This is a genomic window from Streptomyces sp. NBC_00525, assembly GCF_036346595.1.
In the GTDB taxonomy this organism is placed as follows: domain Bacteria; phylum Actinomycetota; class Actinomycetes; order Streptomycetales; family Streptomycetaceae; genus Streptomyces.
This window is the reverse complement of the sequence record NZ_CP107834.1, coordinates 4,494,052-4,518,406: the sequence shown is the minus strand read 5'-3', so window position 1 is coordinate 4,518,406 and position 24,355 is coordinate 4,494,052. Positions and strand designations below refer to the sequence as shown.

At 72.0% G+C, this 24,355-nt stretch carries 15 protein-coding genes; 5 read left to right on the top strand and 10 right to left on the bottom strand.

The window, feature by feature from the left end; genetic code table 11:
• Positions 1-5: 5 nt before the first annotated feature.
• From OG710_RS20215 to OG710_RS20195, 5 genes are all read right to left on the bottom strand, one after another.
• The gene (locus tag OG710_RS20215; protein ID WP_330240582.1) at positions 6-953 is read right to left on the bottom strand and encodes an ABC transporter permease; all 948 of its coding nucleotides are present in this window, start codon (positions 951-953) and stop codon (positions 6-8) included.
• Complete coding sequence (locus OG710_RS20210; protein WP_111339549.1) at positions 946-1,878, bottom strand: ABC transporter permease; 933 nt, start codon at positions 1,876-1,878, stop codon at positions 946-948. The genes OG710_RS20215 and OG710_RS20210 overlap by 8 nt, the downstream gene beginning before the upstream one ends.
• A 167-nt stretch (positions 1,879-2,045) precedes the next feature.
• Complete coding sequence (locus tag OG710_RS20205) at positions 2,046-3,689, bottom strand: peptide ABC transporter substrate-binding protein (protein WP_330240581.1); 1,644 nt, start codon at positions 3,687-3,689, stop codon at positions 2,046-2,048.
• 461 nt (positions 3,690-4,150) lie between these two features.
• A complete protein-coding gene (typA, locus tag OG710_RS20200) occupies positions 4,151-6,058 on the bottom strand; it encodes a translational GTPase TypA (protein ID WP_111337975.1) in 1,908 nt (635 codons plus the stop codon).
• A gap of 117 nt (positions 6,059-6,175) precedes the next feature.
• Positions 6,176-8,407, bottom strand: coding sequence for an ABC transporter family substrate-binding protein (locus tag OG710_RS20195; protein WP_330240580.1), 2,232 nt, complete (start codon positions 8,405-8,407; stop codon positions 6,176-6,178).
• A 287-nt stretch (positions 8,408-8,694) separates the two neighbouring features.
• Here OG710_RS20195 and OG710_RS20190 point away from each other — a divergent pair, with 287 nt between their 5' ends.
• Together OG710_RS20190 and OG710_RS20185 are read left to right on the top strand one after the other, a co-directional pair.
• A complete protein-coding gene (locus OG710_RS20190; RefSeq protein ID WP_330242298.1) occupies positions 8,695-10,785 on the top strand; it encodes a TPM domain-containing protein in 2,091 nt (696 codons plus the stop codon).
• A gap of 197 nt (positions 10,786-10,982) precedes the next feature.
• Positions 10,983-11,696, top strand: a complete 714-nt coding sequence (locus tag OG710_RS20185; protein WP_330240579.1) for a PspA/IM30 family protein — start codon at positions 10,983-10,985, stop codon at positions 11,694-11,696.
• Positions 11,697-11,721: 25 nt separating this feature from the next.
• Here OG710_RS20185 and OG710_RS20180 read toward each other — a convergent pair whose 3' ends face one another.
• From OG710_RS20180 to OG710_RS20160, 5 genes are all read right to left on the bottom strand, one after another.
• Complete coding sequence (locus OG710_RS20180; RefSeq protein ID WP_330242297.1) at positions 11,722-14,268, bottom strand: SpoIIE family protein phosphatase; 2,547 nt, start codon at positions 14,266-14,268, stop codon at positions 11,722-11,724.
• 194 nt (positions 14,269-14,462) lie between these two features.
• Positions 14,463-14,891 carry an ATP-binding protein gene (locus OG710_RS20175; RefSeq protein ID WP_330240578.1) on the bottom strand — a complete coding sequence of 143 codons (429 nt, stop codon included), beginning with the start codon at positions 14,889-14,891 and terminating at the stop codon, positions 14,463-14,465.
• Positions 14,892-15,173: 282 nt separating this feature from the next.
• Positions 15,174-15,575, bottom strand: a complete 402-nt coding sequence (locus OG710_RS20170; protein WP_330240577.1) for an NUDIX hydrolase — start codon at positions 15,573-15,575, stop codon at positions 15,174-15,176.
• A gap of 39 nt (positions 15,576-15,614) precedes the next feature.
• Positions 15,615-15,800, bottom strand: a complete 186-nt coding sequence (locus tag OG710_RS20165; RefSeq protein WP_443064275.1) for an SPOR domain-containing protein — start codon at positions 15,798-15,800, stop codon at positions 15,615-15,617.
• 247 nt (positions 15,801-16,047) lie between these two features.
• Positions 16,048-16,800 carry a GntR family transcriptional regulator gene (locus OG710_RS20160; RefSeq protein ID WP_111337967.1) on the bottom strand — a complete coding sequence of 251 codons (753 nt, stop codon included), beginning with the start codon at positions 16,798-16,800 and terminating at the stop codon, positions 16,048-16,050.
• Positions 16,801-17,001: 201 nt separating this feature from the next.
• Here OG710_RS20160 and OG710_RS20155 point away from each other — a divergent pair, with 201 nt between their 5' ends.
• From OG710_RS20155 to OG710_RS20145, 3 genes are all read left to right on the top strand, one after another.
• A complete protein-coding gene (locus OG710_RS20155) occupies positions 17,002-18,438 on the top strand; it encodes a glycoside hydrolase family 18 protein (protein ID WP_330240575.1) in 1,437 nt (478 codons plus the stop codon).
• Between the two features lie 300 nt (positions 18,439-18,738).
• Positions 18,739-20,928: a M4 family metallopeptidase gene (locus OG710_RS20150; protein WP_330240574.1), complete on the top strand. Its 2,190-nt coding sequence runs from the start codon at positions 18,739-18,741 to the stop codon at positions 20,926-20,928.
• A 283-nt stretch (positions 20,929-21,211) separates the two neighbouring features.
• A complete protein-coding gene (locus tag OG710_RS20145; protein ID WP_330240573.1) occupies positions 21,212-24,112 on the top strand; it encodes an AAA family ATPase in 2,901 nt (966 codons plus the stop codon).
• Positions 24,113-24,355 lie beyond the last annotated feature (243 nt).

Sequence of the window (24,355 nt, the reverse complement as noted above, 5' to 3'; positions counted from 1 at the left end):
CCCTCCTATCGCGACTTCGGATCGAGGGCGTTGCGGACGGCTTCGCCGAGCATGATGAACGCCAGAACGGTGATGCTGAGCATGATCGACGGGTAGATCAGGATGTGCTGCGCCACCCGGATCTGGTTCGAACCGGTCGAGATGTCGATGCCCCACGAGATGGTCGGGTCGGCGAGACCGAGACCCAGGTACGACAGGGTCGCCTCGGCCGAGATGTACACACCCAGCGAGATGGTGGCGACGACGATCACGGGCGCCATCACGTTCGGCAGGATGTGCCGGAACATGATCCGGGTGGTCCCCGCGCCGAGGGCGCGGGCCGCCTGGACGTAGTCGGCCTCCTTGGCGGTGATCACCGCGCCACGCATGACTCGGGCGATCTGGGTCCAGCCGAGGAACGCCAGGGCGAGGACGACGACCCACACCTTGCGCTCGCTGAAGGACTGGAGGACGACCATCGCGCCGAGCAGGAAGGGCAGGCCGAGGAAGATGTTGGTGAAGCCGGTGAGGAGCGAGTCCACCCAGCCGCCGAAGAACCCGGACAGCATGCCGATGAGGCCGCCGAAGAGCGTCACCAGCACGGTGACGCAGACGCCGACGGTGATCGAGGCGCGGGTGCCGTAGATGACGCGGGCGTAGACGCTGCGGCCCTGCCCGTCGTAGCCGAGCCAGCCCTCCGAGCCGATCTTGCCGAGCTCGGGCTTCTTCAGGAAGTGCTTGCCGAGGTCCGCGTGGGTCGCCGAAGCCCCGGTGAACCAGCCGGGGAAGACGGCTATCACCAGGAGGATGACGATGAGGACGGACGACACCAGGAAGTAGGGGTTGCGCCGCAGGTCGGCCCAGGCGTCGCCCCACAGGCTGCGTGCCTTGGCGGCCTTCACGACGGCGGTCGGGTCCGTCACGGGTCCGTTGACGTCCTGGGGCGCGGGTGCGGTCTTGGTCACGTCAGGCATAACGGATCCTCGGGTCCAGGACCGCGTACAGCAGGTCGACGATCAGGGTCATGAACAGGTAGACGAGCACCAGGATGGTGACGAGGCCCACCAGGGTGGTGCCCTCACGCCGGGTGATCGACTCGACGATGGTGCCGCCGACGCCCTTGACGTTGAAGACGGACTCGGTGACGACCGCACCGCCCATCAGGGCGCCCAGGTCGGTGCCGAGGAAGGTGATGACGGGGATCATCGAGTTGCGCATCAGGTGCACACCGATGATGCGGCGCTTGGGAAGTCCCTTGGCGACGGCCGTACGCATGTAGTCGGACCGCAGATTCTCGGCCATCGTCGTACGGGTCAGTCGTGCCACGTACGCGAGGGAGAGCGAGCCGAGCACGATGGCCGGCGTCACCAGTTCGCTCCAGGTCGCCTCGTTGGAGACGTTGGGCGAGATGATGCCCAGCTGGTCGGCGAAGACGGACTTCACGATGTGCGCCAGCACGAAGACCGGGATCGAGATGATCAGCAGCGTCAGGATGAGGACCGCGTTGTCGGCCAGCCGGCCGGCCCGCAGACCCGCGATCATGCCCAGGCCGATGCCGAGGATGATCTCGATGACGAACGCCATGCCCGCAAGGCGCAGGGTGACCGGGAAGGCGTCGCCGAGCACGTCGGTGACGGGGCGCCCGCTGGCTATCTGGTCGCCGAAGTCCTGATGAAGGATCATGCCCTTCATGTAGTCCCAGTACTGCACCAGAATCGGCTGGTCCAGTCCGAGCTTGTGCCGCATCGCTTCCAGAGTGGCCGGGTCGGCCCCCTTGTCCCCGAAGAGCCCGCGCACGGGGTCGCCGGGCAGCGTGTAGACCATCAGGAAGATCAGCAGCGTTGTCCCGAGGAAGACCGGGATCATCTGGAGCAGTCGTCGTGCGACATAGCGCCCCATCATGCCTCCATGTAATAGGCGGCGGCAGCCAACGGGCCCTTCCCCGTGCCGACTGCCCCTGAAGGGTGGGTCGGTTGCGTGGAAGGGCCCCCCGGCCACTGCGTGCGGCAGGCGCGGGACCGTTTCAGCAGTGGTCCCGCGCGTGCGCGCGGACTACGTCGGTGTGGTTACTTCTTGACTTCGATCTGCGTCAGGATCGGGTCGCCGTCCTGGGCGTAGTCGACGTTCTGGACCTTCTCCGAGTAGCCGGCGTTGACCTTGTAGTACCAGAGCGGGATGGAGGGCATGTAGTTCACCAGCTCCTTCTCGATCTTCTGGTACGCGGCGACGGACTCGTCGAGGGAGGCGGCGGAGTCGGCCTTCTTGATCTCCGCGTCCAGGCCCTTGTTCGAGAAGTCGCCCTGGTTGCCCGCGGCGCCGGTACGGAACAGGTCCGAGATGAAGTTGGCGTTCACCGGGTAGTCGAGCACCCAGCCGGAGCGGTACAGGGACTTGACCTGCTTGTCGTCACGCGCGTTGGTGTCGGCCTGGAAGTCGGCCTTCGAGTCGCCGGTGCACTTGACGCCGGTCGACTGCGTGATGCTGTTGCAGACCGCCTCGACCCATTCCTTGTGGCCGCCGTCGGCGTTGAACTGGATCGAGATCTTGTTGCCCGGGACGCCGCCGCCGTCCTTGATGAGCTGCTTGGCCTTGGCGGGGTCGTACTTGGTGACGTCGCCGGTCGCGTTCGGCTGGAAGCCGAGCACGCCCTTGGCGACCCAGCCGGTGGCCGGCTCGCGGGTGCCCTGCAGCACGGTCTTGGTGATCGTGTCGCGGTCGATGCCCATCGACAGGCCCTGGATGACCTTCGGGTCGATGTTCTTCCACTGGTCGGTGTAGAAGGCCACGGCGATGGTCTGGATCGCCGAGTACGCCTTGTCCACCGCGCGGTCGCCGAGGTCGGACCGGTAGACCGGGAGGTCCTTCGGGCCGATCTGGCGCAGCACGTCGACGTTGCCGGACTTCAGGTCCTCGTAGGCGGTCTCGAGGGTGGTGTAGTTCTTGAAGATCACACCACCGTTCTTCGCCTTGTCGGCACCCTTGTAGTCGTCGTTGCGCTCGACCTTGATCTGCTTCTTGTGGTCCCAGCTGACGAACTTGTACGCGCCGTTGCCGACCGGCTTCTCACCGGCGGCCTTCGGGTCGGCGTAGAAGGACTCGGGCAGCGGCGAGAAGACGGTGTAGCCGAGCTTGTACGAGAAGTACGGCAGCGGGGCGTTGAGCTCGATGGTGAACGTGTAGTCGTCCACCTTCTTCAGACCGGACATGGTGTCCGACTTCGGCTTGGCCTTGGCGTCCTCGGGGTGGACGTCGGTGTAGCCCTTGATGTCGCCGAACCAGGACGCGTTGGTCTGGTTGTTCTTGATGTTGGCGGCCCAGTTCCAGGCCTTGATGTAGGACTCGGCCGTGACGGGGGTGCCGTCGTGGAACTTCCAGTCCTTCTTGAGCTTGACGGTCCAGAGCTTGCTGTCCGTGGTCTCGACGGACTCGGCGTTGATCATCTCCAGCTTGCCGGAGGCGTCGTAGTCCACCAGCTGCGAGAAGATCGCGTCGGTGACGATGCTGCCGTTCGACTCCATCGTGTTGGCCGGCTGCAGCGGGTTCTGCGGCTCACCGACCTCGACGGAGAAGAAGCCGTCCGGGTTCACAGCACCCTTGGCGCTGCTCTTGTTGCCCTTGTCACCGTCGCTGTCGCCGCCACCACAGGCGGTCGCAGCCAGGGCGATGATGGCCGCTCCCGCGACCCACTTGGCGCTCTTGGCACCACGCATGGGTTTCCTCCTCATGAGTCCACTTTTGACTACAAGAAGGGCACTGGGTCGATACACCGACACCCCTGACGGTGATCGTTCAGTGCCCCTAGTGTGCTCGTGAGTCGGCGCACTCCCCACAGTGCGTGACCCATTGACCCGAGCTCAACGGAGCCAACTATTAAGTACGTCTGGGCCGTAAACCACACTTAAAGGGTCTCGGTTTGACAACATCCGTCACTTGCGCGGACCAAAATCCGGACAAAGTGATCCCAGACAGACACCCCCGAAACGGACTGTTAACACATGTTTCGGAGAGCAACCTCCGATTATCGGACTATTGTGTCTCAAATACTGGACGGATCGCCCCGAAAACCGGTTGACCAAGGCGCAGGGCCCCCACAGTGTCTGTGAGGGCCCTGCGCTTGGGCAATGCCTTGAGCTGACGGATCGTCGGCCGAAAAGCGACTGGCGGTGACGGCTCAGCCGTGCTTGGCGCGCGACGCGGCGCGGTTGCGCTCCTTCTGGTCGAGGACGACCTTGCGGATGCGGACGGACTCCGGGGTCACCTCGACGCACTCGTCGTCGCGGCAGAACTCCAGGGACTGCTCCAGGGAGAGCTTGCGCGGCGGCACGATCGCCTCGAACGAGTCGGCCGACGAGGACCGCATGTTCGTGAGCTTCTTCTCCTTGGTGATGTTCACGTCCATGTCGTCGGAGCGCGAGTTCTCGCCGACGATCATGCCCTCGTACACCTCGGTGCCGGGGTCGGTGAACAGCACGCCGCGCTCCTGGAGGTTCGTCATCGCGAAGGCGGTGACGGCACCGGCGCGGTCGGCGACCAGCGAACCGTTGTTACGGGTCGACAGGGGGCCGAACCACGGCTCGTGGCCCTCGTGGATGGAGTGCGCGATGCCCGTACCGCGGGTGTTCGTCAGGAACTCGGTACGGAAGCCGATCAGGCCGCGCGACGGCACGATGAACTCCATGCGGACCCAGCCGGAGCCGTGGTTCGACATGTTGTCCATACGGCCCTTGCGGACGCCCATGAGCTGCGTGACGGCGCCCATGTGCTCCTCGGGCACGTCGATCGTCATGCGCTCGACGGGCTCGTGGACCTTGCCGTCCACGTCCTTGGTGACCACCTGCGGCTTGCCGATGGTCATCTCGAAGCCCTCGCGGCGCATCTGCTCGACCAGGATGGCCAGCGCCAGCTCACCGCGGCCCTGCACCTCCCAGGCGTCGGGGCGCTCGGTCTCCAGGACGCGCAGCGACACGTTGCCGATCAGCTCGCGCTCCAGGCGGTCCTTCACCTGGCGGGCGGTGACCTTGCGGTCCTTGACCGCGGCCTTGGCGTCCGCGCCCTTGCCCGTGCCGCCCCGGCCGACCAGCGGCGAGGTGTTGGTGCCGATGGTCATCGAGATCGCGGGCTCGTCCACCGTGATCAGCGGCAGCGCGACCGGGTTCTCCGGGTCGGCGAGGGTCTCACCGATCATGATCTCCGGGATACCGGCGACGGCGCAGATGTCACCGGGGCCGGCCACCTCGGCGGGCTTGCGGGTGAGCGCCTCGGTCATCATCAGCTCGGTGATGCGCACGTTCTGGATCGAGCCGTCGCGCTTGATCCAGGCGACCGTCTGGCCCTTGCGCAGCTCGCCCTGCTCGACGCGGAGCAGCGCGATGCGGCCGAGGAAGTTGTCGGCGTCGAGGTTGGTGACGTGCGCCTGGAGCGGGGCGTCCTCCTCGTACGTCGGGGCCGGGACGTGCTCCAGGATCGCGGTGAAGAAGGGCTCCAGGTTGGTGGAGTCCGCCGGGACCGTGCCGTCCTCCGGCTTGGTCAGCGAGGCGACGCCGTCACGGCCGCACGCGTAGACGATCGGGAATTCGATCTGCTCCTCGTCCGCGTCCAGGTCGAGGAAGAGGTCGTAGGTCTCGTTGACGACCTCGTCGATGCGCGAGTCCGGGCGGTCCGTCTTGTTGATGCACAGGATGACGGGCAGGCGCTGCTGGAGCGCCTTGCGCAGCACGAAGCGGGTCTGCGGGAGCGGACCCTCGGAGGCGTCCACGAGCAGGACCACCGCGTCGACCATCGACAGACCGCGCTCCACCTCGCCGCCGAAGTCGGCGTGGCCGGGGGTGTCGATGATGTTGATCGTGATGACGTCGCCGCCATCCTTCGGGTGGTACTTGACCGCCGTGTTCTTGGCCAGGATCGTGATGCCCTTCTCACGCTCCAGGTCGTTCGAGTCCATCATGCGGTCGTCGAGCGACTCGGCCGCGTGCGCGGCGAACGAGCCGGCCTGCTTGAGCATGGCGTCGACGATGGTCGTCTTGCCGTGGTCGACGTGGGCGACGATGGCTACGTTACGGATGTCGTGGCGCGTGGGCATGGGTGGCTTGCGCTTCTCTCGGTTCGGGGCCCGCCGGGCGGACGCGCCACGGCTGACCTCCATGGTACGGGGCGGCCACGACTGCGGCTTCCCCGGCGGTTTCCCGCTGCCGGCGGGCTACTTCCGCGCACCGTCCGCCGGGGGCCCCGCGGCGCGCGGCGCCTTGTAGCCGATGTCCTGGTAGTGCGGGGCGCCGAGGCCGAAGGCACCGACGTTCACCAGGGCCTTTCCGGTGGCGACGAGCTGGGGGCGCTGGAAGAGCGGGATCGATCCGGCGGCGGCCCAGATCCGGGCGTCCGCCTGCCGCATCAGGTCCTGCGCCGCCTTCTCGTCCAGCTCCGCGGCCGCCCGGTCGAAGAGCTGGTCGATGTGGTCCGTACCGACCCGGGTGTAGTTCTGCTCGACGAGCAGCGAGCCGTCGGACGCGGGGACCGGCTTGGCGAAGATCGGCCGGTCGTCCGTGGCCGGGTAGGCCGTGGCGGGCCAGGAGTACAGCGCCATGTCGTAGTCGCCGGACGCCACGTGGTCACGGAAGTAGCTGTCGTCGGACACCTTGGTGATCACCGTGCGGATGCCGATCGTGTCGAGCATCGAGGCGATCTTCTCGCCCACGCTGCGCAGACCGGCGGAGCCGGGTCCGGACGGCAGCACGAAGCGCAGGCTCAGCGGCTTGCCGTTCTTGCCGAGCGGGCCGCGCGCCGCGTCGGCGCCGCGTGCCGGGGCCGCAGTACCGGCCGGGGCGTAGGCTCCGGCGGCGCCGCCGGGCTGCCGGTCCTGGGCCGGGACGGCTTCCCGCGCGGCCTCGCCGGACTTGCCGTCGTCGGCCGCGTCCCGGCCCGCGCTCCCCTTCTTCTCCGCGCTCTTCTCCGCGTCCTTCTCCGCGTCCTTCTCCGCGTCCTTCTCCGCGTCCTTCTCCGCGTCCTTCTCCGGCTTCTGCTTCTCGCCCTCGCTGCCGGCCTTGGTGCCGTCGTTGCGGTCGAGCGCCCCCTCGCGCGTCCAGCCCGCGGCGGCGAGCAGCGCCTGGGCCTTCTCGGTGTCCTGCGTGCCGAGCGCCTCGCTGCCGTCCCGGTACGCGGGCTGCCCGGCGACGGCCAGATGGCTGCCGAGCGGCTGGGCGGGCAGCCCGAGCGGCTTGAGCACGGTGTCGGCGAGTTCCTGGCGGTCCAGGGCGCGGGCGACGGCGCGGCGCACCCGGTCGTCGGCGAGCGGCCCGGACTCGCCGTTCAGCGCGAGCTGGGTGTAGGCGGGCTCCAGCGACTTGCGGACCACGTACGCGCGCAGCCCGCTCTGCTCGTCGGCGTACGCCTCGGCGGCCTCGGCCCGCTCGTCCCTGACCTCCTGCTCCTCGGCCGCCTCCTCCTCGTCGGAGCCGTGCGCGACGGCCCAGGAGCGCAGGGCCTGGGCCGGGGAGAGCGGGGCGCCGGGGCCCTGGGCGGGTGCTCCGGCGGCGCCCTCGCGGGCGGCCTGGGCGATGCGGTGGGCGGTGGTGGAGTCGATGTCGGCGATGTCCACGGTGCCCTCGGCCAGGGCCTCGGTGCGGTCCTTGGGCTCGACGGCCTTGAAGACGAGGGAGTCCAGCTTGGCGCGGCTGCCCCACCAGCGCGGGTCGCGGGTCAGCGTGACGGACCCGGTCTTCTTGTCGACCTCGCGCAGCCGGAACGGGCCGGCGGTGGCCTTGAGGGTGGTGCGGGCGCCCTCGTTGAAGGCGTCCGGGGAGCCGGTCACCTGCTTCGGGTAGAGGGGCGAGAACAGGGAGCGCCAGTCCGCGTACGGCTTGGCGAAGGTGACCTTGACCTCCAGGTCGTCGGCGCCGCGCTCGATCTTCTCGATGCGCTCGTACCCGGCGTTGCGGGCGGTCCAGTACGCGGAGTCCTTGCCGCTCAGCGCCCGCCACTGGGCGACGAAGTCGGGGGCCCCGATCTCGCGGCCGTCGCTCCAGACGGCCTGCTGGTTGAGCCGGTAGACGACGACCTGGCGGGGTTCGGTCTCGGTGACCTTCGCGGATTCCAGGTAGTCCGGGTTGAGTCGCGGGCGGCCCCGGGCGTCCAGCGGGAAGAGGGTGGGCAGCAGGGCTCCGGTGATCCGGGTGGTGGCGCTGTCGGCGTCCGCCTGGAAGGCGTTGAGGGTGCTGGGCAGGGCGTCGATCGCCCAGGTCACCCGGCCGCCGTCGGCGACCTGGGCGCGCGCGGCGCGGGCCACGTCCTGCGGTACGACGGCGACGGCCGCCGTCCTGTCCCCGCCGGAACCGCATCCGGCCAGCACGGGGAGGGTGAGCACGCCCGCGGTGAGGAGGGCGGGCAGGCGGCGGCGCTTTCGGGCCGTCCCGCGCGGGACGCCGACGTGGGACATGGCTGGTACCTCCGGGGACGGCCCGGCCCGCGCCACGCATGAGCCGGATTGAGCGTTTTCGGGGGAATTTGCAGTTGATCACACTGATGTCGTCCCTCCACTGAAAACGCCCTCGCGCGGGAAGACGGCCCCGACACGGCGCGGCCGCCCGAAACCTCACCCGTGCGGCGCAGGGACGGGTGGGCAGGGCGCTCGCATCCGGCCCCTTGCCTGCGGGCCGCCCCGGCGACCGGCTCGTGTCGCGGCTCCCCGAAGCTGGACATAGCCTCGCAAACGTGACTCCGCCTGTGAGCCGAACCCGGATTCCCCTGCCGGGGCGGGCGCTGCTCGCCGCACTGCTGGCGGTGTGCTGGCTGGCCCTGGCCCCCGCGCCCACCGCGTCCGCCGACGATCCGGTCACCCTGTCCCGCGAGGGGCAGATCACCGACCGGGTGGGCGCGCTCGGCGACCGCGAGCCCCGGGTGGCCGCGGCCCTCGACCGGCTCTACGACACGCACCGCGTCCAGCTCTTCGTGGTGTACGTACGCGACTTCTCCGGGCGCTCCCCGCGGGACTGGGCCGACGCCACCGCCGGGCGCAACGGACTCGGCCGCGACGACGTGCTGCTGGCCGTCGCCACCCACGCCCGGCAGTACGGCTACTCCCTCGACCAGGACTCGCCGCTCACCGACGCCGGCTTCCAGGAGATCGCGCGCACCGCCATCGAACCGGCGCTCCGGCGGAACGACTGGGCGGGGGCCGCGATCGGCGCCGCCGATGGCTGCGCCGCCGTCCTGGCCGGCCGGGCCGTGCCCACCCCGGCGATCACACCGGGCCCGGCCGACCCCGGCGGCGGCTCGGGCGGCACCAACACCGGGGACCTGCTGCTGCCGGTCGTCCTGCTCTGCGCGGTCGCGGCCGTCGCCGCGTACGCCTTCCTGCGGCGCAGGCGCCGGGCCGCCACCCGTACGACACCGGGCGCGACGGGCTGGGGCCGGGCCGCGCCGCGCGCCGCCCCGCTGCCGGAACTCGACGCGCGGGCCAAGGAGGCGCTGGTCGCCACCGACGACGCGGTCCGCACCAGTGAGGAGGAACTGGGGTTCGCGACCGCGCAGTTCGGGGAAGAGGCCGCCGCGCCCTTCGCCGAGGCGGTCGCCTACGCCAGAAGTCAGCTGACGGACGCGTTCCGGCTGCGCCAGCAGCTCGACGACGCCTTCCCGGAGGACGACACGGCCCGCCGCCGGATGCTGGACGAGATCCTCAGCCGCTGCGCGAACGCCGACGGCCGGCTCGACGCCGTCGCCGAGGACTTCGACCGGCTGCGCGAACTGGAGCGCGACGCGCCGCAGGCCCTGGCCGCCGCCGAGACCGCCTTCCGCGAGCTGACCGGGCGCGTCCCGGCCGCCGAGTCCGCGCTCGCCGCGATGCGCGAACGGTACGCGGAGCAGGCGTCGGACCCCGTGGCCGGTGACGTCGAACGGGCCAGGGACCGGCTCTCCTTCGCCACCTCGTCGCTCAACGCGGCCCGGCAGGCGGTGGACGGCGGCGACCATGCGGCGGCCGCCGTACGGGTGCGGGCCGCCGAGGGCGCGATCGGCCAGGCGGCCACCCTCATCGACGGGGTGGAGAGGCGGGTGCGGGAGCTGGACGCGGCGGCGGACCGGCTGCCGGCCGCGCTCACCGAGCTGGAGACCGACCTCGCGGACGCGGGCGGGCTGCTGGAGGGCGTGTCCGAGGGGGCGTCCACCGCGGACCTGCGGGGCCGGATCGCCCGGGCCCGTTCGGTCGCCGACGACGTGCGCGAGGAGCGGGGCGGCCGCTACGACCCGATCGACGCGCTGCGCCGGGCGGAGGAGGCGGACGCCGCCCTGGACGAGGCGCTGGCCGGGGCGCGGGAGCGGGAGCGGGGCGACACCCGGGCCCGCTCCCTGCTGGAGGCGGCGATGCTCACCGCGCGCTCCTCGCTCGCCGCAGCGGCCGACTACGTCACGACGAACCGGGGCGCGGTGGGCAGCGCGGCCCGGACCCGGCTGGCGGAGGGGCAGCGGCGCCTGGAGCGGGCCGCCGAGCTGGTGCGCACCGGGGACGCGCAGACCGCGCTGGCGGAGGCGCGGCGGGCGGACGCGCTGGCGGACGAGGCGCGCGCCCTGGCCGAGCAGGACGTAGGCGACTACGGCCGCGGCGGACCACCCGGCGGTACGGCGGGCGGGGGCATGGGCGGCGCGGTCCTCGGCGGCATCCTCCTGGGCGGCCTGATGGGCGGCGGCGGCGGACGGCGCGGCAGGGGAGGCGGCTTCGGTGGCTACGGCGGCATGGGCGGCGGCTACGGAGGGGGCGGGCCGGGCAGCTTCGGCGGCGGGGGGACGCGCGGCCGGCGCGGCGGTGGCGGCCGCTTCTGAGGCGGGGCGGTGGCGGCCGGCCCCGAGGCGGGGCGCGGGCCGCTTCCCGTACCCCGTCCTCGTAAACCCGTACGCCGTCCCTTTCGACCGGGCGGCCGCTCCGCGTAAACCCCGTCCCCCGTCCCCGTAAAGCCCGCCCCACGTTCCCGTAAACCCCGTGCCGCGGTCCGGCCGCGGCGAAGCACAGGAGAGGTGCCATGAGCAAGCAGACGATTCTCGGACGCGTCACCCAGCTGGCGAAGGCGAACATCAACGCCCTGCTCGATCAGGCGGAGGACCCGCAGAAGATGCTGGACCAGCTGATCCGCGACTACACGGCCAACATCGCCGAGGCCGAGCAGGCGGTGGCCGCCACCATCGGCAATCTGCGGCTGATGGAGCAGGACCACCGGGAGGACGTGGAGGCGGCGCGGGAGTGGGGCGGCAAGGCGCTGGCCGCGAGCCGGAAGGCGGACGAGCTGCGGGCGGGCGGTTCGGGACCGGAGGCGGACACGTTCGACAACCTGGCGAAGGTCGCGCTCGGGCGCCAGCTCCAGTCCGAGAAGGAGGCCGCGACCGCCGAACCGGTCATCGCCTCGCAGACTGAGGTGGTGGACAAGCTCAAGACGGGCCTGGACCGGATGAAGGCCAAGCTGGCTGAGCTGAAGGCCAAGCGGGACGAACTGGTGGCACGGGCCAAGTCCGCGGAGGCGCAGAACCGGATGACGGACGCCGTGGGCGGCGTCGACGTGCTCGACCCGACGAGCGAGCTGAGCCGGTTCGAGGACAAGGTGCGGCGCGAGGAGGCGCGGGCCCTGGGCAAGCAGGAGCTGGCCGCCTCCTCGCTGGACGCGCAGTTCGAGCGGCTGGACGCGCTGGGCGACAGCGCCGAGGTGGAGGCCCGCCTCGCCGCGCTGAAGACCACGAAGTGACGCGGGCGCGGCGGGCGGGCCCGGCTCAGAACATGCTGAGCAGTTCCTCCACCGAGCGTTCGGCGGGCGGCCGGCCGTCCGGCAGCGGCAGCTCGAACCACACGGTCTTGCCGCGCGGGGTGCGCCGCGCCCCCCAGGCCGCGCTGAGCAGCCCGACGAGCTGGAGGCCCCGGCCGCCCTCGTCCGTGTCGCGGGCGCGCCGGCGGCGGGGCTGCACGAGACCGGCGTCCCAGACCTCGCAGACCAGGGTGCGGTCGCGCAGCAGCCGGAGCCGGATCTCGCCCTCGCCGTAGCGCAGGGCGTTGGTGACCAGCTCGCTGACCAGCAGCTCGGTGGTGTCCACCAGCTCGTCCAGGCCCCAGGAGGTCAGCTGGTCGCGGGCCAGTTCGCGGGCGCGGCCGACCGAACGCAGTTCGCGGGGCAGCCGCCAGTCGCCCACGGCGTCGGCGGGCAGGCCCTGGATGCGGGCCATCAGCAGGGCGATGTCGTCCTCGCCGTGCCGGGTGTGCAGCGAGCCGAGGACCCGGTCGCAGACGTCCTCCAGCGGCTGGTCGGGGGCGACGAGCGCCTTGCGGAGCGCGGCGAGGCCCTCGTCCAGCGGATGGTCGCGCGATTCGACGAGCCCGTCGGTGTAGAGGCCGAGGAGAGCGCCCTCCTTCAGCTCGACCTCGACCTCCTCGAAGGGTTCGCCGCCGACGCCGAGGGGCATGCCGGGCGGTACGTCGAGCAGCTGCGCGGCCTCGCCCGGCTCGACCACGACCGGCGGCAGATGGCCCGCGTTGGCGAAGGTGCAGCGCCGGGTGACCGGGTCGTAGACCGCGTAGACGCAGGTCGCGAGGTACACCTCGGAGAGGTCCGCCTCGCGGGACTTGTGCGCGGCGCGGGCGGGCCACTGGGCTCCCCCGCCGCCGGCTGAGGAGGCGGAGCCGGGGGTGCCGAGTCCGCGGGCGACCTCGTCGAGCGCGGAGAGCACCTCGGCGGGCTCCAGGTCGAGCAGGGCCAGGGTGCGCACGGCGGTGCGCAGTTCGCCCATGGCCACGGCGGCACGCAGGCCACGCCCCATGACGTCGCCGACGACGAGGGCGGTGCGGTGTCCGGGCAGCTCGATCACGTCGAACCAGTCGCCGCCGACCTCGTTGGCGGTGTTGCCCGGCAGGTAGCGGCAGGCGATGTCGAGCCCGGCGGCCTCCGGGTCGCCGGGGGGCAGCAGGCTGCGCTGGAGGATCAGGGCGCGTTCGTGCTCGCGGCGGTAGAGGCGGGCGTTGTCGATACAGACGGCGGCGCGGGCGGCCAGCTCGGTGGCCAGCGTCCGGTCCCGGTCGTCGAACGGCTCACTGCCCTTCGTGCGGGAGAACCGCACCAGGCCGACCACGGTGTCGTGGGCGACCATCGGCACGGCGAGCGTGGACTGCACGAAGCCCCGGTCGTCGCCCGGCACGTCCGCCGCGCGGCCGGTGCGCAGGGCGATGGCGCAGGGCGAGCCGAAGGGGTAGCGGTGGACGGCACCGAGCACGGGGGGTCCGGTGGTCCCGCCCGGCGGTCCGGGGTGGGCGGGGACGGCGTCGGACACGGCGCTGGCGAAGGCGACCCGGCGCAGTTCGGCGGAGCCGCCGACCGCGTCCTGCGGCAGCGCGTTCCAGCTGCCGGGCGCCGCCTCGTCGCCGGTGAGCAGGGCCTGGTAGAGGTCGACGGAGGCCAGGTCGCAGAAGACCGGGACGGCCACGTCGAGCAGTTCGCGGGCGGTGGTCTCCAGGTCCAGGGAGTTGCCGATGCGGGCGCTGGCCTCGTTGAGCAGGGCGAGGTTGCGGCGGGCGCTGGCGGCCTCGCGGGCGGCGGTGTGACGCCGCGTCACGTCGGTGGCGAGTCCGGCGATGCCGATGGGGCGGCCCGAACCGCTGTGCACCCGGTAGAGGTTCATCGACCAGTGGCGGCGTTCGGTGTCGCCGGGGGCCGTGCCGACGAGCTGGAGGTCGGTGACGGAGTTGCCCGTCTCCAGGACCCGTTCGAGGGTGGCGGTGAGGCGGTCGGCCTCGGTGCCGGTGAGGTAGTCCGCGACGGTGCGGCCCCGGTGGTCGTCGGCCCGGCCACCGAAGACGGTGGCGAAGCGCTCGTTGGCCCGGACGACCGTGAGATCGGTGCCGAACAACACGAAACCGAAGGGAGATTGGCCGAAAATCGCCTGCGAGGCGGCGAGATCCGTCTCGATGCGGCGCAGGGCGCGGACGTCCACGACGATGCAGACCGCCGCCCGCTCGCCGGTGGCGGTCTCACTGGGCATCACATAGATCTCGGCGAGGCCGTGCGCCCCGCCCTTGCCGGGCATCCGGAACGGAACGAGGCCCGTCCACTCCTTGCCGTCGAGCACCTCGCCGACCCTGCGCCGGCCCTCCCTGCGGACCTCGCCCGGCAGGAACACCTCGACCGGGTCCTTGCCCAGGGCGTCCCGTGCGGCCACGCCGAAGAGACCGGCGGCCCGGCGGCTCCACTTCTCGATCAGCCCGTCCGGCCCGATCGAGAAGGAGGCGACTCTGATGTAGTCGTAGATCGAGCCGGGCGGACTGCTCTGCCACACGACGTCGCCCGCTGTCCCAGGTATTTCGCTCACGCGACCGTCCCCTCCAGCTCACACACCGGACCGGTCATGCCCGCAGTATTCAGCACTACGGCCCCGTCCGGCACGGCGTTCACGATCACAGCACGGTCTCAGTCCCTTTCAGCCAGGTTCTTCCCGACCTCCGGTGATCGCTGTGCGTCCCAACCTCACTCCTAACCAGGCAGAGCCAGCTCGAACCACACCGTCTTACCGCTCTTTCCCCGCCGGGTGCCCCAGCGGCGTGCCGCACGGGCCACGAGCTGCAGTCCCCGGCCGCTCTCGTCGTCGGGTCCCGGCGTACGTTCGGTGGGTGCTTCCGGAAGCGGATCGGAGACTTCCACCACCAGTCCGGGGAGGGCGGCGGCGCGGCCACCGGCCGTCCGGGGGTGCGTCACACGCACTCCGACGGGCCCCGGTGTGTAGCGCATCGAGTTGGTCACCAGCTCGCTGACCAGCAGAACCGCCTCGTCGACCACGGCCCCGCCGAGGCCCCACTCGCGCAGCGCGCCCCGGACCGCCTGCCGGGCGGCGCGTACGGCACCGGGGACGGCCGGAAAGCTCCACTCGGCACAATCGCCTTCGGTATCGGTCACGCCGATCACTCCCAAGAGCCGGCAACGGTGACGTCCTGCTGACGGGGGACAAACCAGCACATAACCGAAATTCGTCACCGGACACCGCCGGGCTCGACACGCGGGGCGTACGGGTGTACGGCGGTGCGCACGTACGGGTGCCCCGAGAGGCGGGGGCGCACGCACCCGGCGCCGCGCTCCGCACCGCGGGCGCCCCGCCCGCAACCGTGCGCCGCCGGTGTCCGCCGCCGACCGGGGCGCGCACCGGGCGCGGATCGGGTAACGGGGCCCCGGCGCGAGCGGGGCCGACGGTCAGGCGAGGTCGCCCCACGCCCGGAGATCGTCGAAAAGCAGTTGGTCGACGGGCGGCACCAGATCCCGGTCGGCGTACGAGAACCACGCCACGTCCTCGATCTCGCTACTGGCCCTCAGCTCGCCCGTGAAACCGGCGGTGTAGCAGGCCATACGGACCACCGCGTCCCCGGGCAGGCCGGGCCCGCCCGCCTCGTACGTGCCCACGTGCGCGACGGACTCCGTGTCGATACGGACCGTCAGCTCCTCCCGGATCTCGCGCACGAGCGTGTCGAGGTCGCTCTCGGCGCCCTCCCGCTTGCCGCCCGGAATGTAGAAGACGTCCTTCCCCCGCGGCCGGGCGCAGAGAATCCGGCCGCCCTCGATGCGGACCCATGCCACCGTGTCGATCAGGACCGCCATCGCTCCGCCTCCACCGCCCGCGACCGTGTCGGCAGTACCTTACGGCCGGGCGGTCTGGCCGATGCGCTCCACCCAGTACAACTGCTTGTGCCCCCGGTCCTGCAGTTTGTCGGCGGCCCGCTGGGCCTCGCCCTGCGTGGCGTACCTGCCCACGCGGTAGCGGTTGCCGTTGTCGTCCTGCCGTATCACCAGCCAAGAAAGCACGGCACCGCTGTCGTTGCTCATCGCGTTTCTCCCGAGCATCGCGCCCCTCCCCTGAACAATGTGCACGCCCCCACGGAACTCCAGGAAACCCCAGTACGCATATGCCTGAGCGTACGCCTGACCTTCACGCAGCGGATACGGATTTACACAAAGAGGTACCGATCCGGCCAGGAACAGACCAACGCCTCGGGGGCGCATTCTCGCGAATGCGCCCCCGAGGCGTCGCCGGGTTCAGGACATGACGATCAGGCGGCCCGGACCGGCCGGTTCACCTCACGGGCAGCCGGTAGCCGACCCGGTAGCGATCGGCGGGCACCACCACGTCGGCGGTCTCGACGGGCCGCCCCGAGGCGTGGAACGTCCGCTCGATCACCATCACCACATGGCCCGGTACGCCGCCCAGCGCCAGGAGCTCCTCCGCCAGCCCCGGGCGCGCGCCGACCTGTTCGGCCACGTTGTCCACGACGACGTCGATCGCGGCCATCCGCTCGACCACCCCGCAGCCGCCCAGCGGGCCCTCCTCCGGCAGCATCACCGGGGTGCGCCCCGTGATCGCCAGGGGCTCCCAGGAGGTGGAGAGCATCACGGGCTCGCCGGCCTCCCGGAACACGTAGTGCGTGCGCATCACCCGGTCGCCCGGCTCGATCCCGAGGCGCGCGGCGATCTCGGCGCTCGCGTCCTCCTGCTCGCTCCGCGACTCCCAGGTCCCGCGCACCCCTTCGGCCGCCTGCTCCTGCCGGAACGGTCCGGCGCCCGCGTCGGGCCGGAAGCCGGAGCGCTCGACCATGCGCGGGACGGGCCGCTCGCGCACATACGTGCCGGAACCGGAGCGCCCCTCGACCAGGCCCTCGGCCATCAGCACCTTGCGCGCCTCCAGCGCGACCGTGTCCGAGACCCCGTACTCCTCGCGGATGCGCGCCTGCGAGGGCAGCCGCGTGTGCGGCGGCAGCAAGCCGCTGACGATCTTCTCTCTCAGATCGCTCGCCACGCGCAGATAGGCGGGCCGCTCACCGAAAGCCACAGGCCACTCCCCAAGGTTGACGGACTGCGACAGCGTCGCAACCGTGGGTTCCGAACCGCAAGCGCAGGCCATGACTTCACTCGAAGTGATGACATCGGGCGGGCCTGCGCATAGTTCCGCACCGGATCGGCCAGGACGGCTTTAAACCGCCTTTGCCAAACCCTTGACCGCGTTTGGTCCAGACCAATAACTTCTGGCCTCATGCGTCGAAGAACCCAGTCTTCACTCGCCATCGCCGCCTGCGCCTTCGCACTCGCGGCCTCCCTCTCCCCCGCGGCCAACGCCTCGTCCGGGCACGGCAACGGACATGGCAACGGCCACGGCAAGCACGGTGGCAAGCACGGCCACCACGACACCGCGCAGGACTACAAGCGCATCGGCTACTTCACCCAATGGGGCGTCTACGGACGCGACTTCCAGGTCAAGGACCTGGACACCAGCGGTACGGCGGCCAAACTCAGCCACATCAACTACTCGTTCGGCAACGTCAGCGCCGAGGGCAAGTGCTTCACGGGCAACATCCCCGGTGAGGCCGACGCCTGGGCCGACTACGTCCGCCCGCTCGACGCCGCCAACTCCGTGGACGGCGTCGCCGACACCGACGACCAGGCGCTCGCGGGCAACTTCAACCAACTGCGCGAGCTCAAGGCCAAGCACCCCGGCCTCAAGGTGATGATCTCGCTCGGCGGCTGGGGCTGGTCCACCCACTTCTCCGACGCGGTCCGCACCCCCGCGTCGCGCAAGGCGCTCGTCTCCTCCTGCATCGACCTGTACATCAAGGGCAACCTGCCGGTGGACGGGACGCGCGGCGGCGACGGCGCCGCGGCCGGACTCTTCGACGGGATCGACATCGACTGGGAGTGGCCGGGCTCGGCCGGCGACACCGACACGGTGTACCGCCCCGAGGACAAGCGGAACTTCACCGCCCTGGTCCACGAGTTCCGCGTCCAGCTCGACGCCTACGCCAAGAGCGAGGCCAAGGCCAAGGACCGCAAGGGCAAGCACCACAAGGGCAAGCACCACAAGGCGAAGCCCAAGCACTACGACCTCTCGGCGTTCGTCCCCACGTCCCCCGAGAAGATCGACGCCGGCTTCGACATCCCGCGCATCATGCGGGACTTCGACTTCGTGAACCTGCAAGGCTACGACTTCCACGTCTCCGGCCAGGCGACGACGGCCCAGCAGTCCGCCCTGTACGCGGGCAAGGGCGACTTCTCCGTCGACCAGACCGTGCGCGACTGGCTCAAGCGCGGCGCCCCCGCCCGCAAGCTGGTCGTGGGCATGCCCTTCTACGGGCAGGGCTGGACCGGTGTGACCGGCGGCGGCGACGGCCTGAACCAGCCGGCGACCGGCCCCGCCCAGGGCACCTGGGGTGCCGGCTCCGAGGACTACAAGGCCCTCAAGAAGCTGGCCGACTCCGGCGCGTACAAGGTGCACCGCAACGTCCGCGACGGCAGCGCCTGGCTGTTCGACGGCACCACGCTGTGGACGTACGACGACCCGCAGGTCCTGCGCGCCAAGACCAAGTACATCCGTGACCACCGGCTCGGCGGCGCGATGTTCTGGTCGCTGGACGGGGACACCGAGGACGGCGAGCTGATGACCGCCGTCGACCGCGGGCTCTCCTCCCGCCGCTAGCAGCGCCGAACGCCCGAGGGGCGGTCGCCGGTACACCCGGAGGCCGCCCCTTCGGCGTGCGGACGGTCGCCGGCGGGCACGGGGACTGCCCGGTTCCGGGCCCGCATAGGGAAACCCCTCGGCATTCGCCCGGTGCCTGGCAGCCGCGCCGGGCGGCTCCACACACTCGTGCGTCGGCACCGCTCCCACCGGGGCGAAGCCGCCGGTCCACCGCGCCGCACGTCGTGCCGCCGCCCTCACCACCCCGCGGGGCGGTGGCCGGATACCGCCTGTACGAGGTGAAAGGACACCCCCGTTCCTATGTACATACGAAGAGCCGCGAGGCTTCTGACGGCCACTGTGGCCTGCGCCTGTGCCTCGGCCATCGCGCTCCCCGGCGCCACGGCCGCACCCGCGTCCCCCGCCCCCGCCGCCCCGGCGCCCGCCTCCGGTCCCCACGCCTTCGCCCCGGCCCCGTACACGACGAATCCGTCGCCCGAGGTCCGCCGCGAGGTCGAGGCCGACGCGAAGAAGGCCCTCTCGGCGCACGGAAAGGCCGCCTTCCGCGGTTCGTCCGACGCCTTCGAGGTCCGCAACCTGGTCGTCGACCGCGACGGCTCCGCCTCCGTACGCTTCGACCGCACGTACAAGGGCCTGCCGACGTACGGCGGCGATGTCATCGTGCAGCTGAAGAAGGACGGCACCTTCGACTCGCTGACCAGCGCGGCCCGGGTGACGACCCCCGCCCTGTCCACCGAGCCCGGTCTGAGCGCCGCGCGCGCCGCGAAGCTGTCCAAGAAGAAGTTCGGGGGCCCGGCCGACTCGGTCTCCACACCGCATCTGGCCGTCCGGCTGGACGGCGACGCCTCCGCGCTGGTCTGGGAGACCGTGGTCAGCGGGGTGCGCGCGGACCAGACGCCGAGCCGGCTGCACGTCCTGGTGGACGCCAACTCCGGCAAGGTCCTGGCCACGCGGGACGAGGTCAGCGTCATCGCGCCCGAGGGCCGGACCGCCCCGGCCGCCGCGGCCACCTCCGCCTCCGTCGCGTCCACGCAGTCGGCGGCCGCCACCGCGGTCACCGGCCGCTCGATCTACAGCGGCCAGGTCTCGCTCGACGCCACGCAGTCCGGCGGCGGCTACTCCCTCCAGGACCCCTCGCACGGCAACGGGTACACGACCAACCTGAACCACGCCACCAGCGGCCAGGGCTCCCTCTTCACGAGCAGCACCGGCACCTTCGGCAACGGCTCCCCCAGTGACCCCGCGTCGGCCGGTGCCGACGCCCACTACGGGGCGGCCATGACGTTCGACTACTTCAAGACGGCCCACGGCCGCAACGGCATCTTCGGTGACGGCCGGGGCGTGCCCTCGCGGACCCACTACGGCAACGCGTACGTGAACGCCTTCTGGGACGGCAGCCAGATGACGTACGGCGACGGCCAGGGCAACCAGCGCCCGCTGGTCGAACTCGACGTCGCGGGCCACGAGATGGCGCACGGCGTGAGCGGCGCGCTGACCGGCTGGGACGAGACCGGCGAGACCGGCGGCATGAACGAGGGCACCAGCGACATCTTCGGCACGCTGGTCGAGTTCTACGCCGACAACCCGGTGGACCAGCCCGACTACACCATGGGCGAGCTGATCAACATCAGCGGCAACAACCAGCCGCTGCGCTGGATGAACCAGCCCTCGCTCGACGGTTCCTCGCCCGACTGCTGGAACAGCAACAACGGCAACCTGGACCCGCACTACTCGATGGGCCCGCTGAACCACTGGTTCTTCCTCACCGCCGTCGGCAGCGGCAACCACGGCTACGGCAACAGCCCGACCTGCAACAACTCCACGATCAACGGCCTGGGCAACGACAAGGCCGGCAAGATCTGGTACAAGGCGCTGGCCTCGTACGCCAACAGCCGTGAGAACTACCACCAGGCACGCATCGACTCGCTGAAGGCCGCGGCCGACCTCTACGGCGCGCACTGCACCGAGTACAACACCGTCGACGCCGCCTGGGCGGCCGTCAGCGTCACCGGCGCGGACCCGGTCCCCGGCAACTGCGACAGCCAGCCCGGCTCCCCCTCGGTGACCAACCCCGGCAACCAGACGAGCGCCGTGGGCACCGCCGTCTCCCTGCAGATCCAGGCGAGCGACCCCGGCGGCGAGACGCTCACCTACAGCGCGAACGGCCTGCCCGCCGGTCTGTCGATCAACTCCTCGACCGGCCGCATCACCGGCACGCCGACCACCGAGGGCACCTCGTCCGTGACGGTCACCGCGAAGAACACCGACAACGCGACGGGCACGGCGTCCTTCACCTGGACCGTCAACGGCGACGGCAACCCGCCCCAGGGCTGCGGCGACGTTCCGGCCTGGAACTCCACCACGGCGTACGCGCCGGGCGACCAGGTCTCCTACAACGGCCACCTCTACAGCTCGCAGTGGTACTCGACCGGAGCCGAGCCGGGCGCGCCGGGCTCCTGGGCCGTCTGGACCGAGTCGGGCACCTGCTGACCCGGACCGGTCACCACTGAGCGACTGAGTTCCGAGGGGTTTCCCGCCCCCTGACGCGGGAACACCGGTCACGGCGCACGCACCATCGCGCCGTGACCGGTGTGTGTGAAGGGTCCGGGTACGGGAACGCATGTGGCTCCCGGCACGCACACCCCGCCCGTCAACCTTTCCGCACCGGCCCGCCGTTGACCTCGCCACCTCGCGGTCCTACCCTCGGGCACGGCATGGGCGGGCCCCCGCTGCACGGGCAGTGGGAGTACAGGCTGCGCGCGAAGGGCCCCGGATGACCCGCTCGACCATGGACCGCTCCCCCGCCGGCGCACCCACCGCCGGCCCCCGCACCGCCGCCGCACACACCTCCGGCACCCGCTCCGCGGGCCGGGCCGCGCTGTGCGACACCGCCCGCGCCCATCTGGAGGGCGGCGGAAGCATCCTCCTCACCGGCCCCGAGGGCATCGGCAGGAGCACGGCCGCCGCGCGGATCGCCGACGACCTCGCCGGCCGCGGCCACCGGGTGCTGCGCTGCTCGCCCTCCCCGGCCGACCGGGACAGCCCCTTCCTCGGCCTGATCGACCTGCTGGCCACCGCGGACGACGAGGCGCTGGCCGGGCTGGGCGCCCATGAACGCGCCGTGCTCGAAGGCGCGCTGCTGCGCCGCACCCCGCCGGCCGGCACCGACCCCGCCACCGGCCGCGACGCCCTGGTGCTGCGCGTGGCCGTACGCAAGGTGCTGGCCGCCCTCGCCGTCGCCGAACCTCTGCTGCTGGTCGTCGACGACGTGCAGTGGCTGGACGAACCGACCGCCCGCACCCTCCAGTTCCTCGCCCGGCGCTCCGACCCGCGCCACGCCGTCCTCGCCACGCTGCGCACCTCGCCCCTGGCCGGCCGGCGCCCGGACACCTCCCCGGCCCGTGAGCTGTGCCCGCAGCCGGTGCGCACCCTGCCGCTGCCCGCCATGACCGTGTGGGAGATCACGGACGTGCTCCACACGCACGGCGTGCACGGCGGCCCCTCCTGGCCCCGGCAGCTCGTCGCCCGGCTGCACGAGGCCGCGTCCGGCAATCCCCGTACCGCTCTCGAACTGGCCGCCGGGCTCCAGGAGTCTGTGGCCTGCGGAGCGCGGCTGCCCGACTCCTCGGAGCCACTGCCGGTCCCCGACGCGCTGAGCAGGCCCGTGCTGGACCGGCTGGAGGCCCTGCCGGCGCGCGCCCGCCATCTGCTGCTCACCGCGGGCGCGGCCGCCCGCCCCACCGTCGAACTGCTGCGCCGGGCGGGCTGCCGGCAGGTGGCCGCCGACCTCGACACCTGCGTACGGCACGGCTTCCTGTGCCCGCCGGAGCGCGGGGCGCTCCGCTTCGCCGACCCGCTGACGCCGATGGTGCTGGAGGCGAGCGCCCCGTACGCGTTGCGGATGGACGCCCACCGCGCGCTGGCCGGGGCGTCCGACGACCCGGTGGAGCGGGCCCACCATCTGGCCCGGCTGACGGCGGGCCCGGACGCGGCGGTCGCGGACCGGCTGGTCGAGGCGGCGGCGTCGGCCAGGCGGCGGGGCGCGCCGGGCACGGCGGCCAGGCTGGGGCGGCTCGCCGCCCGCTGCACCCCGGCGGACGGGGCGCACACCGGCACCGCCCGCCGGCTGGCCGCCGCCGAGGACGGGCTGGACGCGGGCGACTTCGACTTCGCGCGGGAGCTGGCGTACGAGGTGCTGGGCGACACTGACCGGCCGGCGGACCGGGTGCGTGCCTGGACGGTGGTCGTCGACGCGTCGGGCCAGGCGATGTCGGAGACAGCGGGCGTGTTCCCGGAGGCGGTGCGGGACGCGGGCGACGACCCCAGGCTGCTGGCGCCGCTGCACTACCGGATGAGCTGGCACGCGTGGATGGTGGGCGGGTCGGCGGCGCGGGCCCGCGAGCACGCCGCGCGGGCCGCCGGACTCGCCGCGCGGGCGGGCGACCGGCGTACCGAGGTGCTGGCGCTGACCCAGCAGGCGTCCCTGGAGCTCTTCCTCGGGCGGCCGGAGGCGGAGTCCACGCTCACCGCCGCCCTGGCCGCCCCGCACGACGCGTACGCGATGAGCCACCACAACGGGCCGATCTATCTCAAGCACCGGTTCCATCTGGTGCACGACCAGTTGGACGAGGCCAGGGCGGAGTTGCGGACGCTCGTGTACACGCTGCGCCAGCGGGGTTCGGCGGACTGCCTGAGCCACTGCCTGATCGGCCTCGCGCAGCTGGAGATCCAGCGCGGCCGCTGCCGCCAGGCCCTGTCGACGGCCCGGCAGAGCCTGCGGATCGCCGAGCGGGCCGGTTTGAGCCAGGGGCCCGCGTGGTACGCCGTCGCGCTGGCCGAGACCGCGGGCGGCAGCATGAGCCAGGCCCTCGCGGCGGCGGAGGCGGCGCGGCGGCACAGCGAGGACGACGACGACCGGCTGTTCCTGCCGAGGGCGCTGCACGCGGAGGGCCGGATCAGGCTGTTCGGCGGCCAGTACGCGAGCGCGGCGCGGCTGCTGCGCCGGACGGCCGAGATGGAGACCGGGCAGGGCCAGGGCGATCCCGCGACCCGGCGCTGGCACGCCGACCTCGCGGAGGCGCTGGCCCGCAGCGGTGCCCTGGACGAGGCGGAGTCGGTCGTGGACCGGGCGCGCGGGCAGGCCGCCCGGCTGGGGCGCGCCGGTGTGCTGGCCACGCTGGACCGGGCGGCGGCGGTGATCGTGGAGGAGCGCGGCGGCCCGGAGGCGGCGGCCGCGGGGTACGAGGACGCCGCGGCGCGGCTGCGGGCCGCCGGGTACGTCCTGGAGGAGGCCCGTACCCGGGTCCTGCTGGGCCGGGTGCGCCGCCGCCTCGGTGAGGAGGACGCGTCCCATGCGGCGTACGCCCAGGCGCTGCGCGTGTTCACGGCCGCGGGGGCGCGGGCCCGGGTGGCGGGGGTGCGGGCGGAGCGGGACCGGGGCGGTGAGGTGCCGCTGCCGCGGCTGGACGGGGACGCGTGGCCGGAGCGGCTCAGCTCGACGGAGCGGAGTGTGGTGACGCGGGTGGCCCAGGGGGCGACGAACCGCGAGATCGCGGCGGGGCTGACACTGAGTGTGAAGACGGTCGAGGCGGCGCTCACCCGCGCCTATCGCAAGCTGGGCGCGAAGTCACGGGTGGAGATCACCCGCATCGTCATGACCCGTCCGGCAACGTGACACCGCTTCCGATACCCCATCACCTTCCGTGCCGTCCAACTCCCTTGACGAGTACACGCCTATGAGTATGGTCTAGACCTAGGTGAGTCTCGGTTGCCAGGGGTGACCGCGGCGCGCGACGGGGACTGCGGGCGGCACCCCCTCGCCACCGGCCGTACCCCGCCCCGCCGTGTCCAGCACCCCCCGGCAAGGCCGCAACCGGTGCGGGCGAGTCCGACCGCTGCCGTCACCCCGCGGCAGCTC

Bases quoted from the DNA above. Each gene is read 5' to 3' on its own strand.
- OG710_RS20165 (WP_443064275.1), bottom strand. From the start codon at position 15,800: ATGAGCAACGACAGCGGTGCCGTGCTTTCTTGGCTGGTGATACGGCAG.
- OG710_RS20205 (WP_330240581.1), bottom strand. From the start codon at position 3,689: ATGCGTGGTGCCAAGAGCGCCAAGTGGGTCGCGGGAGCGGCCATCATC.
- OG710_RS20215 (WP_330240582.1), bottom strand. From the start codon at position 953: ATGCCTGACGTGACCAAGACCGCACCCGCGCCCCAGGACGTCAACGGA.
- OG710_RS20170 (WP_330240577.1), bottom strand. From the start codon at position 15,575: ATGGCGGTCCTGATCGACACGGTGGCATGGGTCCGCATCGAGGGCGGC.
- OG710_RS20185 (WP_330240579.1), top strand. From the start codon at position 10,983: ATGAGCAAGCAGACGATTCTCGGACGCGTCACCCAGCTGGCGAAGGCG.
- OG710_RS20210 (WP_111339549.1), bottom strand. From the start codon at position 1,878: ATGGGGCGCTATGTCGCACGACGACTGCTCCAGATGATCCCGGTCTTC.
- OG710_RS20195 (WP_330240580.1), bottom strand. From the start codon at position 8,407: ATGTCCCACGTCGGCGTCCCGCGCGGGACGGCCCGAAAGCGCCGCCGC.
- OG710_RS20150 (WP_330240574.1), top strand. From the start codon at position 18,739: ATGTACATACGAAGAGCCGCGAGGCTTCTGACGGCCACTGTGGCCTGC.
- OG710_RS20145 (WP_330240573.1), top strand. From the start codon at position 21,212: ATGACCCGCTCGACCATGGACCGCTCCCCCGCCGGCGCACCCACCGCC.
- typA (WP_111337975.1), bottom strand. From the start codon at position 6,058: ATGCCCACGCGCCACGACATCCGTAACGTAGCCATCGTCGCCCACGTC.
- OG710_RS20155 (WP_330240575.1), top strand. From the start codon at position 17,002: ATGCGTCGAAGAACCCAGTCTTCACTCGCCATCGCCGCCTGCGCCTTC.